Origin of the sequence: Mesorhizobium sp. CA14 (assembly GCF_020165195.1) — a bacterium.
Lineage (GTDB): Bacteria > Pseudomonadota > Alphaproteobacteria > Rhizobiales > Rhizobiaceae > Mesorhizobium.
Map to the genome: position 1 here is coordinate 64,294 of NZ_JAIUHR010000002.1, position 15,259 is coordinate 79,552.

14 protein-coding genes and 1 pseudogene are annotated in these 15,259 nt (G+C 62.0%); 14 read left to right on the forward strand and 1 reads right to left on the reverse strand.

What is annotated here, in order from left to right; all coding sequences use genetic code 11:
- Window positions 1-147 precede the first annotated feature (147 nt).
- The 6 genes from LB565_RS02540 (at window position 148) to LB565_RS02565 (ending at window position 5,192) form a co-directional block, all read left to right on the forward strand.
- Window positions 148-1,323 carry an NnrS family protein gene (locus LB565_RS02540; protein ID WP_224581926.1) on the forward strand — a complete coding sequence of 392 codons (1,176 nt, stop codon included), beginning with the start codon at window positions 148-150 and terminating at the stop codon, window positions 1,321-1,323.
- Between the two features lie 155 nt (window positions 1,324-1,478).
- A complete protein-coding gene (locus LB565_RS02545; protein ID WP_224581613.1) occupies window positions 1,479-1,925 on the forward strand; it encodes a pseudoazurin in 447 nt (148 codons plus the stop codon).
- Between the two features lie 257 nt (window positions 1,926-2,182).
- A complete protein-coding gene (gene nirK, locus LB565_RS02550) occupies window positions 2,183-3,286 on the forward strand; it encodes a copper-containing nitrite reductase (RefSeq protein WP_224581614.1) in 1,104 nt (367 codons plus the stop codon).
- Between the two features lie 64 nt (window positions 3,287-3,350).
- Window positions 3,351-4,217: a formylglycine-generating enzyme family protein gene (locus LB565_RS02555; RefSeq protein ID WP_224581615.1), complete on the forward strand. Its 867-nt coding sequence runs from the start codon at window positions 3,351-3,353 to the stop codon at window positions 4,215-4,217.
- 17 nt (window positions 4,218-4,234) lie between these two features.
- A complete protein-coding gene (locus LB565_RS02560) occupies window positions 4,235-4,684 on the forward strand; it encodes a group III truncated hemoglobin (protein WP_224581616.1) in 450 nt (149 codons plus the stop codon).
- A gap of 76 nt (window positions 4,685-4,760) precedes the next feature.
- A complete protein-coding gene (locus LB565_RS02565; protein ID WP_224581617.1) occupies window positions 4,761-5,192 on the forward strand; it encodes a potassium channel family protein in 432 nt (143 codons plus the stop codon).
- A gap of 15 nt (window positions 5,193-5,207) precedes the next feature.
- On the opposite strand, the pseudogene hemN reads toward LB565_RS02565, so the two are convergent.
- A pseudogene (gene hemN / locus LB565_RS02570) lies at window positions 5,208-6,585 on the reverse strand (oxygen-independent coproporphyrinogen III oxidase).
- Window positions 6,586-7,017: 432 nt separating this feature from the next.
- Between hemN and ccoN the strand changes: the two are divergent.
- From ccoN to ccoS, 8 genes are all read left to right on the forward strand, one after another.
- Window positions 7,018-8,628 carry a cytochrome-c oxidase, cbb3-type subunit I gene (gene ccoN, locus LB565_RS02575; protein WP_224581618.1) on the forward strand — a complete coding sequence of 537 codons (1,611 nt, stop codon included), beginning with the start codon at window positions 7,018-7,020 and terminating at the stop codon, window positions 8,626-8,628.
- A gap of 10 nt (window positions 8,629-8,638) precedes the next feature.
- On the forward strand, window positions 8,639-9,370 hold the full coding sequence (gene ccoO, locus LB565_RS02580) for a cytochrome-c oxidase, cbb3-type subunit II (RefSeq protein WP_041005793.1): 732 nt from the start codon (window positions 8,639-8,641) through the stop codon (window positions 9,368-9,370).
- 12 nt (window positions 9,371-9,382) lie between these two features.
- A complete protein-coding gene (locus LB565_RS02585; RefSeq protein WP_224581619.1) occupies window positions 9,383-9,532 on the forward strand; it encodes a cbb3-type cytochrome oxidase subunit 3 in 150 nt (49 codons plus the stop codon).
- A 2-nt stretch (window positions 9,533-9,534) separates the two neighbouring features.
- Window positions 9,535-10,398, forward strand: coding sequence for a cytochrome-c oxidase, cbb3-type subunit III (ccoP, locus tag LB565_RS02590; protein WP_224581620.1), 864 nt, complete (start codon window positions 9,535-9,537; stop codon window positions 10,396-10,398).
- Window positions 10,399-10,569: 171 nt separating this feature from the next.
- The gene (ccoG, locus tag LB565_RS02595) at window positions 10,570-12,129 is read left to right on the forward strand and encodes a cytochrome c oxidase accessory protein CcoG (protein ID WP_224581621.1); all 1,560 of its coding nucleotides are present in this window, start codon (window positions 10,570-10,572) and stop codon (window positions 12,127-12,129) included.
- On the forward strand, window positions 12,126-12,641 hold the full coding sequence (locus tag LB565_RS02600; protein WP_224581622.1) for a FixH family protein: 516 nt from the start codon (window positions 12,126-12,128) through the stop codon (window positions 12,639-12,641). Before ccoG ends, LB565_RS02600 begins: the two co-directional genes overlap by 4 nt.
- Window positions 12,638-14,923 (forward strand): cation-translocating P-type ATPase, encoded by a 2,286-nt coding sequence (locus LB565_RS02605; protein WP_224581623.1) that lies wholly within the window; start codon window positions 12,638-12,640, stop codon window positions 14,921-14,923. Before LB565_RS02600 ends, LB565_RS02605 begins: the two co-directional genes overlap by 4 nt.
- On the forward strand, window positions 14,920-15,069 hold the full coding sequence (gene ccoS, locus LB565_RS02610) for a cbb3-type cytochrome oxidase assembly protein CcoS (protein ID WP_224581624.1): 150 nt from the start codon (window positions 14,920-14,922) through the stop codon (window positions 15,067-15,069). Before LB565_RS02605 ends, ccoS begins: the two co-directional genes overlap by 4 nt.
- Window positions 15,070-15,259: the final 190 nt, after the last annotated feature.

The following is a 15,259-nucleotide window of genomic DNA, read 5'->3' on the forward strand; positions in this document are numbered from 1 at the left end:
TGTGTCACGAGGAACAGGTTATCGGCAAGGGATGCCGCTGCCGCCAGCCAATCGCTCTTTTGTTTGCGCTAAGGCAAATGCCTCGCCCTGGCACCGGGATAAAAGATCCGCATGGGCATCTTTGCCCGGATCTCAATGAGGCATGTCATGGCAATTCCGCGGACGCGGCCAAGCGCCTATCCGGCGATACTTTCCTATGGCTTCCGACCTTTCTTCCTGCTGGCGTCGCTGCACGCCGCCGCCGCCATCCTTATGTGGCTGCCCCTCTACTACGGCAGGCTTGAAACCCTTAGCCTGTTCTCCCCCGTCGACTGGCACATCCACGAACTGCTCTTTGGTTACCTGACTGCGGTCGTGACGGGCTTCCTGCTCACTGCGATCCCAAACTGGACTGGACGCCTTCCCGTTCAGGATGCCGGCTTGCTGATGCTGATGCTGCTCTGGATTGCGGGTCGTGTGGCGGTGTTCTTTTCTGCAGAAACGGGCTGGCTCTTGAGCGCGGCCATGGACTGCTCGTTTCTTCTTGCGGTGATCGCTGCGGCGGCAACCGAAATCGTCGCCGGCCGGAACTGGCGAAACCTCAAGGTCCTCCTGCCTGTCACGGTCCTTTTTGCGGCGAATCTCATGTTCCATGCCGAGGTGCACTACCAAGGCGTCTCCGGGGCCGCTGTCGTCCTCATCATGATTATCGGCGGGCGGATAATCCCCAGTTTCACCCGCAATTGGCTGGTCCGCGCGAAGCCCGGCCGGCTTCCGGCGCCATTCAGCAGGTTTGATGTTGGGATTATCGCGCTGTCCGCCTCCGGCCTTGCCGCGTGGACATTCTTTCCCGACAACACTAGCACCGGCACGTTGCTTATTGCCGGAGCAATATTCAACGCCGTTCGGCTCGCCCGTTGGGCCGGCGACCGGACGCTGGCCGACCCATTGGTGCTGATCCTGCACATTGCTTTCGCCTTTGTGCCATTGGGCCTGCTACTTGCCGGGCTGGCTGCGCTCGCGCCGCGAGTGGTTCCCGTGGCGGCCGGCATTCATGCCTTGGCCATGGGAGCGGTGGCCTGCATGACGCTTGCCGTCATGACCCGCGCTTCCCTCGGCCATACGGGCCGCGCGCTGGCAGCGGGCGCTGGAACACGGGCGATCTTTGCTGCAATCGTCATCGCCGCCATTCTGCGCGTTGCTGCGGCTATGGCATCCGACGCAACTTTGCTCCTGCATATGTCGGCGGGGCTCTGGATTGCTGCTTTCGTCGGCTACGCCGCGCATTTCGGCGGAATGCTGATGCGACCACGCCTACAGACGCGTCGCAAGAGCGCAGCATGAAGTTTGGCGGGAGACGTTCCGCCACGTCCGTTTTCTTGCTCCCGCGCCACTCATTTTCGTTGAGCAATTTGCGCCAGCGCAAATCGCCAAGTGGTCCGACGATCTACAAGAGCGCAACGGTTGATGCCGTGGTGAACGAAAGAAAGGACTATCCAATGAAACTGCCTCTTATTGCCGCGGCAATCGCGTTGCTCTCAATTGCCGGCGCCGCAAATGCCGAAGAACATGTCGTCCAGATGCTGAACAAGGGTGACAAAGGCGCGATGGTCTTCCAGCCCGACTTCGTCCCAGCCGCACCCGGCGACACCGTCAAGTTCGTGCCGACCGACAAGACCCACAACGCCGAGATCATCAAGGGCATGATTCCGGACGGCGCCGAGCCCTTCAAGGGCAAGCCGAGCGAGGAGATCACGGTCACCCTCACCAAGGAAGGTGTCTATGGCGTGAAGTGCGCGCCCCACTACGGCATGGGCATGGTGGCGCTGATCGTCGTCGGCAAGCCGGTCAATCTGGATGCGGCGGAAGCCGTCAAGCAAATCGGCAAAGCAAAGCCGGTCTTCGCCGAGCTGTTCGCCGAAGCGACCAAGGCCGCATCGAACTGATCCACAGTATGTGGGACTGCCTCCGGCGGTGGCGAGCCGGAAGCACTGGCCGGCAGACCTGGGGAGAGGTCTGACCGGCCATTTTCATCTTGAGATTGGGCACGTCGCTGCAACGGCCGTTCCCTCAACGACGTGGATCAGCAATCGCGTCCCAAGTTGAAAATCCATTTGGTTCAGATTTGCGCAAACGCAAAGACGCGCCGCGCGAAGACACTATCCTGGCTTCATCGAAACCGTTGAAGTCGAGGAGATGAAGAATGCTTACCAGACGGGAAGCTTTGCTGGGTTCTGTTCTGACCGCTGCCGCCGTCGCTACCATCGGCTCTGGGCCGGTAATGGCCGCCGCGAAGGATGTGGCCGGGCTGCCCCGCGAAAAGGTGACGCTTGTCGCGCCGCCTTTCGTGCACGCTCACGACCAGGCGGCCAAGGGTGGTCCCAAGGTCGTCGAGTTCACGATGAGGATCGAGGAGAAGCCGCTGGTCATCGACGCCGCCGGAACGCAGCTCAACGCCATGACCTACAATGGCTCCATCCCAGGCCCCCTGATGGTCGTCCATGAAGGCGATTATCTCGAACTCACACTGATCAATCCCGATACCAACACGCTCGCGCACAATATCGATTTCCATGCGGCGACCGGCGGCCTCGGTGGCGGCGCGCTGACGCTGATCAACCCGGGCGAGCAGGTGACGTTGCGCTTCAAGGCGACCCGGTCCGGCACGTTCGTCTACCATTGCGCCCCTGGCGGCGCGATGATCCCATGGCATGTCGTTTCGGGGATGAGCGGCGCGGTGATGGTCCTGCCGCGTGACGGCTTGAAGGACGAGAAGGGCAAGCCGGTCCGCTACGACCGCATCTACTATATCGGCGAGAACGACTTCTATATCCCGCGCGACGAGCAGGGGAAATTCAAGAGGTACGACTCGGCCGGCGACAACTACGAGGACACGGTGAAGGTGATGCGCGGGCTGATTCCGACGCATGTCGTTTTCAACGGCAAGGCAGGATCGCTGACCGGCGAAAACGCCATGAAGGCCAAGGTTGGGGAAACGGTGCTGATCGTTCATTCGCAGGCCAATCGCGACACACGCCCGCACCTGATCGGCGGCCACGGCGACTTCGTCTGGGAAGGCGGCAAGTTTGCCAACCCGCCCGCCAAGGATATGGAAACCTGGTTCATTCGCGGCGGTTCGGCGGGCGCGGCGCTCTATACCTTCCGGCAACCGGGCATCTACGCCTACGTCAATCACAATCTGATCGAGGCGGTCGAACTCGGCGCCACCGCGCACTTCACGGTGGACGGAAAATGGGACGACGACCTGATGATGCAGATCGAGGCTCCCAAGGCGATTGCCTCATAGAAGGCCGACCGCCCTATGACCCGCCGGCGATTCCGGCGGGCCGTACCCGGCGGCGGAGTTGAGCATGTCCTTCGATCCTGTCTTCACATTTGGAACGATTGCGGCCGCGGCCCTCATCGGACTGGGCGTCAGCAACGCGATCGACGGGACGCCTTCGCGATTCCGGGTTCCACCTGCGGCGGCAGAACTGGTAACCCTGAAGCCAGGGTCATTCGAACACCCACAGCCTGGCGAGTTCCTCCGGGACAACCATCCTGTACCGACCCCTATGACAAAAGAAACCATCCACACGCCTCTGGAAATCATGAAGTTCCAGGTGACGGCGTCGGACTATGACCGCTGCGTTTCGGACGGCGCCTGCAAGCCTGCCGACTCGCTTCTCGTCGGCAACGTTCCGGTGACCGGCGTCAGCTTCCTCGATGCGCAGGCTTACGCGAATTGGCTGTCGGCGAAAACGGGGGAAACCTGGCGGTTGCCGACCGATGTGGAGTGGGCCTATGCCGCCGGCGAGCGGTTTCGGGCCGATATCGAAGCGGGCGACGGCGACCCGGCGGATCCGGCGAGGCGATGGCTCACCCAATACCGCAACGAGTCCGCACTTGGCCGCAAAGCGGATCCCGAGCCTCGCCCTCTAGGGGCCTTTGGCGCCAACTCAAAGGGTGTTGCGGATATTGCCGGCAATGTCTGGGAATGGACCTCGACATGCTACGCTCACGTGACGATAGCCGGCGATCGCATTGCCGGTTCACTGAGCAATTGCGGCGTGCACGTTGTGGAAGGTTTCCACCGGACCTACATGTCGAACTTCATCCGTGACGGCAAAAGCGGCGGCTGCGCCGTCGGAACTCCGCCAGATAATCTCGGGTTTCGCCTGGTCCATGAACGCGGCGGCTTCCTGCGGGCCGCCGTTCGCCGGCTTGGCCTGACCTGATTCAAAGAGGAATGTAGATGACTTCCAAATCGGTCCTGCTCGACCGGGTGCGCCCCAGCCCCGAACAGCCTTTGGCGCGTCCTGGCGTCGACCGGACATCGATAGGAGCACTGGTCCGCGAATTCTACTCCAGGGTGAGAAAGAATGAGCGCCTCGGTCCCATTTTCGCCCGCGAGATCACTGGTGATTGGGAGCCTCACCTCGAGAAGATGACGGACTTCTGGTGCTCCGTCATATTGAAGAGCGGCGACTACCATGGCCGGCCTGTGCCGGCTCATCTGAAGCTTGAGGATGTCACCGAAGCCGACTTCGAGATCTGGTTGGCTCTCTTCCGCGATACGGCGGCGGAGCTGTTCGTACCCGAAACCGCGGCGGTATTCATCGAACGAGCGGAACGGATCGCTGCGAGCCTGAAGCTCGCCATGTTCTTTCGCCTTGATCGCGCCGCGCCCGCAGGCGGCCAGTAAGGCGTCTCCAGGACGCCGGCCTGGGAGGTTTGACCTGGCGCAAGGAACAGGGTGCTTCGGCTCGTAATGTCCTCGAATGATCCTCAATCTTTTCGTCGGCACGATCGTCATCAGCCTGACGATCCTGATCCACACGTTCGGCCTTATCGCCATCACTCACGTGATGGCACGGCTCGTTACGCTTTTTCGGATGCAGGGCCGGCGCAGCCGGGTGCTGGCCATGATCACCGTGGTTATGGGGCTCTTCGCGGTCATGACTGCGGAAGTCTGGCTTTGGGCTGGCCTGTACCGACTGCTCGGAATCCTGAGCGATTTCGAGACGGCGCTTTACTTCTCGACCATAACCTTCTCGACCGTCGGCTATGGAGATGTCGTGCCCGCCCATGGCTGGCGCGTGCTGGCCGCCCTGGAGGGCATCAACGGGTTTTTGCTGATCGGCTGGTCGACCGCTTACCTTATCGCGGCCGGAACCCGTGTCGGCCCGTTCAGGATCGGCGAGCACTTCTGATTCGCGGGTCCGGACTCAAACCGCCAGCGAATGCCTGCCGGTTCCATTGTTGAGATATTTATCAAACCTGGCCGCCACCGTCCTGACGAGCGGACGGCTTTCCTCCGGCACGACGAAGTTTTCGCCGTCGAGCCGAAGGAGTTGGCCGGCGCCGCTGATTGCCAAACGGCTCGCTTCGCACAGCACCGTTTGGCCCGCCGCTCCAAAGCGTTCGACAAGTTCTGTCGCCGAGAAGGCGAAATTGCACATCAGGCGCTCGATGACCCAGCCTCGCGCCAGATCATCGAGACTGAACTCGATCCCCCGCGCTGTCGCCAGCTCTCCGCAATCCACAGCCTTTTCGTACTCGCCGGTGGCAACGATGTTTTGTGCATGACCCTGGCGGAACCGGCTGATCGAGGAGGGACCGAGGCCGATCAGGGTTTCGCACTGATCTTCGGTATAGCCCTGGAAGTTGCGGCGGATCTTGCCGGCACGCGCTGCAGCCGCCAGCGCATCTTGCGGTTTTGCGAAATGATCCAGTCCCAAGGCCTCGTAGCCGGCGTCGACGATCAGTCGCGCGGCAAGCTGCGACTGCGCCAGGCGCGCGGCGGAATCGGGCAGCCAGGCTTCATCGATCATCGTCTGGTGCTTCTTGAACCAGGGCACATGGGCGTAGCCGAACAAGGCCAGTCGGTCTGGCGCCAGCGTCAGAGCTTGCGCGACGGTCACCGCAACGCTCTCGCCGGTTTGATGCGGGAGCCCATAAAGCAGATCCAGGTTGACGGAACGAACGCCCCGCGCGCGCCGCATCGACGATGCTCTTGGTCAACGCAAAGCTCTGCTCGCGGTTGATCGCCCTCTGCACCTTGGGATCGAAGTCCTGGACGCCGAGGCTCGCCCTGGTCATGCCGATCGCCGCGAAGGCATCGAGCCGGCCTTCGTCCATGTCGTTCGGATCGATCTCGACGCTGAGGCTGGCATCATCGAGAAAGTCGAACCGATCCCGCAATGCTTTTCCCAGCGTGAGAATGTCGCCGGGCTTGAGCATTGTCGGCGAGCCGCCGCCGAAATGGACAGCCCGAACCCTGCCCCTGCCGCTCACAACACTGCCGACCGTCTCGATCTCCTTGTGGAGCGAACGCAGGAAGGTGGCCACCGGCGCATAGTGACGCGTCTGTTTGGTATGGCAGGCGCAGAACCAGCACAGCCGGTCGCAATAGGGGACATGCAGATACAGCGATATCTCCGCATCGCCTTCGAGTGCATCCATCCACCCGCGAACCGTTATCGCGTCGACGCCCGGATGAAAGTGCGGCGCAGTCGGATAGCTCGTGTAGCGCGGCACGTTGTCGCCGAGGCCTATGGCCGGAGTTGGGTGCGGGGGCAGGATGATGGCGGCGGGAGCGGTCATGACGGCCAAACTATCTGCACGGCACAGGCAAAACCTTGATTTCAATCAAGGCAACTCAAGCCAAAACGGCGCCGCCCCTATTTGACCATGGGTTTCGCAGAGGCCGGCAGACTGGATGCTCAATAGGCTGAGGTACCCGCGATTTGTAAGTCCTGAGAAGCGCGCGGGCCGGAATATGCGGTGCGCTCAACGCCCGCCGAGTTGGCGTCCAGAGCTTCCTCCAGGCAAGACATTTTGGCAGGGACGGAACAGCCTGAGGATGGAACCCTACTCGAACCTGCTGTCGGGAGTGGTCAAGCTCACGAGCAACCCTGCCAAAGACAAAAGCAATCCGCGTTTGACCTGGATCAAGGTCCGGGAACGGAAAATCCCGAAATGGTGCCCCGAGCGGGCATTTCCGCCCGAACTTTCGAGACGAGATCGGGGACTGCGATGAAATTTGGCACGGAGATCGTTCTTTTAGGCCTGTTTGCATTTGCTGCCCTTGTGGCCGCCGGCTTCGGCGTGGATGAACCTTTCCGCCAGCACATGTGGGTTTTGTTCTTCGCGGTGGCTGGATTTGCCGTGATCTTGCTGCGCAATTCTGATTTCAAGCCCGCGGCACCGATCGACCCTGACGCCTACATGGATGGTCCGATCCGCTACGGGGCCATCGCGACGGTGTTCTGGGGTGTCGTCGGAATGCTGGTCGGTGTGATCATCGCGCTGCAGCTCGCCTATCCCCACCTCAACATTCAGCCCTGGTTCAATTTCGGCCGGCTGCGGCCCGTCCACACCTCCGGCGTCGTCTTCGCTTTCGGCGGCAACGCACTGATCTGCACGTCGCTTTACGTCGTCCAGCGCACCTGCCGGGCGCGGCTGTTCGGCGGCAATCTCGCCTGGTTCGTCTTCTGGGGCTATCAGCTGTTCATCGTCATGGCGGCGACCGGCTATCTCCTTGGTATCACCGAGAGCCGCGAATACGCGGAGCCTGAATGGTATGTCGACATCTGGCTGACGATCGTCTGGGTCGCCTATCTCCTGCTCTTCCTGGGCACCATTCTGAAGCGCAAGGAACCGCATATCTACGTCGCCAACTGGTTCTATCTCTCCTTCATCGTGACCATCGCGATGCTGCATGTGGTCAACAACCTGTCCATGCCCGCCTCATTTCTTGGCTCAAAGAGCTATTCGGCCTTCTCGGGCGTCCAGGATGCGCTGACGCAGTGGTGGTACGGGCACAATGCCGTCGGCTTCTTCCTGACAGCCGGCTTCCTTGGCATGATGTATTATTTCGTGCCCAAGCAGGTTAACCGGCCGGTCTATTCCTACCGCCTTTCGATCATCCACTTCTGGGCTCTGATCTTTCTCTACATCTGGGCCGGGCCCCATCACCTCCATTACACCGCCCTGCCCGACTGGGCGCAGACGCTCGGCATGGTGTTCTCGGTGATGCTGTGGATGCCTTCCTGGGGTGGCATGATCAACGGCCTCATGACCCTCTCCGGCGCCTGGGACAAGATCCGGACAGACCCGATCGTGCGCATGATGGTTGCGGCAATCGCCTTCTACGGCATGTCTACTTTCGAAGGCCCGATGATGTCGATCAAGACCGTCAACTCGCTGTCGCACTACACGGATTGGACAATCGGTCACGTCCATTCGGGCGCGCTCGGCTGGGTCGGCCTGATCACGTTTGGCGCGATCTACTACATGGTGCCCAAGCTCTGGAACCGCGAACGGCTCTATTCGCTGCGGCTCGTCACCTGGCACTTCTGGCTGGCGACGCTCGGCATCGTCGTCTACGCGGCAGTGATGTGGGTCTCGGGCATCATGCAGGGGCTCATGTGGCGCGAGTACGACGAGCAGGGATTCCTCGTCTATTCCTTCGCCGAGACCGTCGCCGCCATGCATCCTTATTATGTCATGCGCGCCGCCGGCGGCGCCATGTACCTCGCCGGCATGCTGGTCATGGCCTGGAACGTCACTATGACCATTCGCGGCTACCAGCGCAAAGAGCAGCCTTTTCCGGTTTCCGTCCCCACCCTCCAGCCTGCCGAATAAGGAGCCAGACATGGGCTTGATGGACAGACACGCGCTGATCGAGAAGAATGCCACGCTGCTTCTTGTCGGCTCCCTGCTGGTCGTGACGGTCGGCGGTATCGTCGAGATCGCGCCGCTCTTCTATCTCGACAATACGATCGAGAAGGTCGAGGGCATGCGACCCTACTCGCCGCTCGAGCTTGCCGGTCGCAACATCTATGTGCGCGAGGGCTGCTACCTTTGCCACAGCCAGATGATCAGGCCGTTCCGGGACGAGGTGGAACGCTACGGCCATTACAGCCTGGCGGCCGAGTCGATGTACGATCATCCGTTCCAATGGGGATCCAAGCGAACCGGACCGGATCTTGCCCGCGTCGGCGACCGCTATTCCAACAGCTGGCACGTCCAGCACCTCACCGATCCGCGATCCGTCGTGCCCGAGTCGATCATGCCGAGCTACGCGTTCCTGAAGGATACGCCGATCGAGGTGAAGGACTTCTCGACGCACCTCGTCGCCAACCGGCGTGTCGGTGTCCCCTACTCCGATGACATGATCGCCAATGCCAATGCGGATCTGATGGCCCAGGCCGATCCCAACGCCGACACGTCCGGCCTGGAAAAGAGATACCCGAAGGCCAAGGTCGGCGACTTCGACGGCAACCCGCAGCAGGTCACCGAGATGGATGCCCTGGTGGCTTACCTCCAGATGCTCGGCACTCTGGTCGACTTCAAGAACTACGACGAAGCCGCCGGCTACCGCTGAGGAGGGCAATCAATGGAATACAATCTGATGCGGGAGTTCGCCGACAGTTGGGGCCTGCTAGCGATGGCCCTGTTCTTTGCAGGCTGCATCGCTTTTGCGCTTCGTCCCGGTGGCAAGGCGCATGCCGACCGCGCCGCACAGATACCTCTCAAGGACGATTGATCATGAGCAGCGAGCATGTCGACGAAATCTCCGGCGTGACGACGACCGGCCATGAGTGGGACGGCATCAAGGAGCTCAACAATCCCCTGCCGCGTTGGTGGGTGATAACCTTCTACATTACCATCGCCTGGGCACTCGCCTACACGATTGCCTACCCGGCTTGGCCGATGCTGGGCTCCGCCACCAGGGGCGTCTTGGGCTTTTCCAGCCGCAACGACGTCAAGAACGAAATGGCCGCGGCTGAGGCCGCCAAGGCCGGATACGTCGCGGCGATACAGTCCAAAACCGTTTCGGAAATTGCTGCCGACGACACTTTGCGCGAATTCGCCGTCGCGGCCGGCGGCGCGGCATTCAAGGTCAACTGCGTGCAGTGCCACGGCTCCGGCGCGCAAGGGTCGACAGATTTTCCGAACCTCAACGATGACGATTGGCTCTGGGGCGGCAAGGCGGAGCAGATCCAGCAGACGATCACGCACGGCATTCGTTTCGCCCCGGACGCGGATACGCGCCAGTCGGAGATGCCGGCCTTTGCCGACGTGCTCAAGCCGGAACAGGTCGCCCAGGTCAGCGCATTCGTGGCCAGCCTTTCGGGGCCGGTGCGAGACAAGAGCCTGATCGAGCCCGGCGCCAAGATTTTCGCGGACAATTGCGCTGCTTGCCATGGCGGGAACGCGAAGGGCAACAGGGAGCTCGGAGCCCCCGATCTGACGGATGCGATCTGGCTCCACGGTTCCGGCGAAGCCGCGATTGCTTCTCAGGTGCGAGCCCCGAAGAACGGGGTGATGCCTGGCTGGGTCGGTCGCCTCGGCGAGACGACGGTCAAGGAACTGGCTGTCTATGTCCATTCGCTTGGCGGCGGAGAATAGGAGCGAGGCGGCCTGTTCTCGGCCCTCGGCCGCTCAAGCGACGAGGCCCGGCCATGGCCGGGCCTCGACTTGCTTTTTGCCGACACAATTTGACCTGTATCAACGCGCCGCGCGAGCGATTGCAAGACTGGTGGAGACAGGCGGCGTCGTTCGCCGCTATTGGAGATCGTCGTGCTGGATCAGTCGCAGGTAGAACGGCTCGAGGCTGAAGCGGTAAACTCCGCAAAGACGCGGCAGCCGCTTTATGCCTCGCGCAAGAAAATCTTCCCAAAGCGGGCCTCCGGCCGTTTCCGCCGGTTCAAATGGCTGGTGATGGCGATCACGCTCGGCATCTATTATCTGACGCCTTGGCTGCGCTGGGATCGAGGCCGCTTCGCGCCCGATCAGGCCGTTCTCGTCGACCTGGCCAACCGCCGTTTCTACTTCTTCTTCATCGAGATCTGGCCGCAGGAGTTCTACTACGTCGCCGGCCTTCTCATGATGGCGGGCGTCGGTCTTTTCCTGATCACATCGACGGTCGGACGGGCCTGGTGCGGCTATACCTGCCCGCAAACCGTCTGGGTCGACCTGTTCCTTGTCGTGGAACGCGCGATCGAAGGCGATCGCAATGCTCGCATGAAGCTGGACGCCGCTCCCTGGAGCGCCCGCAAGCTGTTCCTGCGCATGACGAAGCACACCGTCTGGCTGGTCATCGCGGTAGCCACGGGCGGCGCCTGGATCTTCTACTTCGCCGATGCGCCGAAACTGCTTGGCGAGGTTGTTACCGGCACAGCGGCGCCCGTCGCGTATGCCACGATCGCTGTGCTCACCGGCACGACTTATGTCTTCGGCGGACTAATGCGCGAGCAGGTCTGCACCTACATGTGCCCCTGGCCGCGCATCCAGGCGGCCATGCTCGACGAAAACTCGCTGACTGTCACATACAACGACTGGCGCGGCGAGCCGCGTTCGCGCCACGCCAAAAAGGCCTCGGCAGTCGGGCAATCGGCCGGCGACTGCGTGGACTGCAACGCCTGTGTTGCCGTCTGCCCGATGGGAATCGACATCCGCGACGGCCAGCAGCTGGAATGCATCACCTGCGCACTGTGCATCGACGCCTGCGATAGCGTCATGGACAAGCTCGGCCGGGAACGCGGGCTGATTTCCTATGCAACGCTGGCGGACTACAACGCCAACATGGCGATGGCCACCTCCGGGGTTACCGGCCCCGTTAATCCAGCGCTCGTAAGAATGCCGAGCGGCAGCTTCGCCGAAGGCCTGGCACATTTTCATCTGGGCAAGATCTTCCGGTTGCGCACCTACATCTATCTCGGTGTGTGGTCGGCGATCGGCCTGGTGCTCGTCTATTCGCTGCTGACGCGAGAGCGGCTGGAACTGAATGTCCTTCATGATCGCAATCCACAGTTCGTAACGCTCTCGGACGGCTCGATCCGCAACGGCTATACGGTCAAGCTGCTCAACATGATACCCGAGCCGAGGACGATCGAGGTGACGCTTGAAGGCCTCGACGGCGGCGAGATGAGCATCGTCGGCATCGACCAGCCCCCGAGCCGCTCATTCTCCATTGCAGTCGAACCGGACCGGCTGAAGACGCTCAAAATCTTCGTCAGGCAGCCGGCCGATAGGATCAGGAAGCCGGCCCAGAGCTTCGAATTCCGGATCGACGACACGGCAAGTTCCGAAACCGCCGAATACACCGCCACTTTCAATTCCCCGGAGAACAGCAGATGAGCGTCGAAATGCGGAAGCCGCGCGAGTTCACCGGCAAGCACATGTTGATTTCCATTCTGGCGTTCTTCGCGGTGGTGATCGGGGTCAACATCACAATGGCCACGCTCGCCCGGAAGAGCTGGACCGGCCTCGTCGTCGAAAACACCTACGTTGCCAGCCAGCAGTTCAACGAAGAAGCGAGGAAAGGAAGGGCGCAGGCGGCGTTAGGCTGGACGGGCAAGCTGACTGTCGGCTCAGGCGAGGTCCGCTACAGGCTTGTCGACAGCAAAGGCAAGCCGGTGCCGCTGCATGGCGTCAAGATGCTGTTCCGCCACCCGGCCTACGAGGCCGAGGACGAAGCCCTGACACTTGCAGCGGTGCCCGGCGGCACGCCGGGGGACACGGACGCCTTTGCCGTTCGGCACACTCCCAAGGATGGCGTCTGGATCGTGGAGATCGATGCAGATGCAGGGCTTGCGTCACCGTTTCGCGATGTTCGCCGTGTCATGATCTCGAATGGAGCCCTGCAATGAGCTGCTGCGCGCCAGGGGCCGAGATGGCGTTGGAGGTGGCCGCCGCGGCGTCCGCACCGCTGTCGAGCGAGGAGATCAAGCTGGCCAGCCGCTCTCTGGGCGGCGACATGCGCCAAACCGACCTGTCGGTGCCGACGGTTCATTGCGCAGCCTGCATACAAGCGATCGAAGCTGCGCTCGGCAGGGTCGAGAACATCGAGTCCGCTCGCGTCAACCTGTCCACGAAACGAGTGTCGGTACGCTGGCATGGAGACAGCGTCCCGCCATTTTTCGCCGTGCTCGGCCGTCTCGGCTATCAGGCGCATCTGTTCGACCCGGAAATTCACGAGAAGGACAGGACGCTCTCGGAGCTGATCCGCGCTGTCGCCGTAGCAGGCTTCGCAGCCGGCAACATCATGCTGCTGTCGGTATCGGTCTGGTCCGGCGCCGAGGGCGCGACACGCGATCTGTTCCACTGGCTGTCCGCGCTGATCGCCATCCCGGCTCTCGCCTTCGCCGGCGGAATTTTCTTCCGCTCCGCGGCGAATGCGCTGCGTCATGGTCGCATGAACATGGACGTGCCGATCGCGGTGGGCGTGTCGCTCGCCTACGCGATGAGTCTTTACGAGACGATCAATCACGGCGAGCACGCCTATTTCGATGCCTCGGTGTCGCTACTCTTCTTCCTGCTGATCGGCCGCACGCTCGACCATGTCATGCGCGAGCGCGCGCGAACTGCCGTCAATGGCCTCTCAAGGCTCGCATCAAGAGGTTCGCTTGTCCTGCGTGACGATGGAACACGCGAATACCTGCCCGTCGCCGAACTTGTGCCTGGGCTGCGCCTTCTCGTCGTGGCCGGCGAACGGATACCGGTCGACGGCGATATCGTCAGCGGGAATTCCGATCTCGATTGCTCGATCGTCTCCGGGGAGAGCGCGCCAAAGGCCGTTGGGGCCGGCGCCCACGTGCAAGCCGGTACGCTCAACCTGACAGGCCCGCTGACGATGCTGGCGACCGCCGCCGCGAAGGATTCGTTCCTGGCGGAAATGGTTCGACTGATGGAAGCCGCCGAGGGTGGCCGCTCGCGCTACAGGCGGATTGCCGACCGCGTATCGGCACTTTACGCGCCCGTGGTCCATCTGGCAGCCTTCGCCACATTCCTCGGCTGGATGGCCGCGTCGGGCGACTGGCACCGCGCCATCACCATCGCCATCGCCGTCCTCATCATCACCTGTCCCTGCGCGCTCGGCCTCGCGGTTCCGATCGTACAGGTCGTTGCGGCCCGGCGACTCTTCGAGGCCGGCGTCATGGTCAAGGAGGGTTCGGCGATGGAGCGCCTCGCGGCGATCGACACGGCTGTCTTCGACAAGACCGGAACGCTGACGCTCGGGCGTCCAAAGCTGGTGAATGCGTCCTCGATCGATCCGACCATGCTTGCGATCGCCGCAGGCATGGCGGCTCATTCCCGCCATCCGTTCTCGAGGGCAATCGCCAGTTATGCGGGGTATTCCAGCCAGTCCAGCGTCGGATCCGTCACCGAGCATCCGGGCTTCGGCATCGAAGCCATAACGGGGGGGAGTACGTGGCGGCTCGGCAGGCGCGGATGGGCGGGCTGGAAGGCTCGCACCGGCGGCGAAGGCAAACTCGGCGGCTACGACGGCACCGTGCTTTCCAAGAATGGAAACATCGTCGCGTGCTTCGCGTTCGAGGACTCCCTTCGGCAAGACGCCAAGGCAGCGGTCCGGCAGTTGAAGGACACCGGGCTGTCGGTCGATATGCTGTCCGGAGATACCGCGAATGCCTGCGGCGAGGTTGCCAAATCGTTGGGGATCGAAAGTTTCGTGCCGGCTCTGCTGCCCTCCGGCAAGGTCGAGTGGATCGAAGCGCTGACCCGCGCCGGACACAAGGTGCTGATGGTGGGCGACGGCCTCAACGATACACCGGCATTGCGGGCAGCGCATGTTTCGATGGCTCCGGCAACCGCGGCCGACATTGGCCGCCAGGCCGCCGATTTCGTCTTCCTGCGCGAAAGCCTGCTTGCGGTCCCTCTGGCGGTGGATGTCTCGCGTAAGGCCGGCCGGCTCATTCGACAGAACATCGCCGTTGCGATCGCCTACAACGCCCTTGCCGTTCCGATCGCCGTTCTGGGGCACGTGACGCCGCTCATCGCGGCGATCGCGATGAGCGCCTCTTCACTGATCGTGATTGCAAATGCGATGCGGCTTCAGGGAATGGCGAAAGCGGCACCTGAAGGTGCGCCGGCCCGATGCCGCAGCGATGTCCTTGACGCGGCCCGTCCATGACCACGCTGGTCTATCTCATTCCAGTGGCCCTGTTTCTGGGAGCGCTCGGCTTGTCCGGCTTCCTGTGGGCTTTGCGCAGCGGCCAGTACGAGGATCTCGATGGAGCGGCAGAGCGGATACTGATCGAGCCTGATAACCGCCCCTGAAGCGTTGCGATCAAAATAAAACAGTCCAAGGCGCTTTTGATTGCGATCAAGATCTCGGCGCAGCTGTTTGGCGCGCCGACGGATCAGTGCTAGATCAGCGACCGCTGCCGTTTCTCGATCCGGAGACTGCTTTGTGAGCAACAAGGGGCAAGCTTCGCCCGAAAATGCTGCCAAACCCACTCCGCTGGCT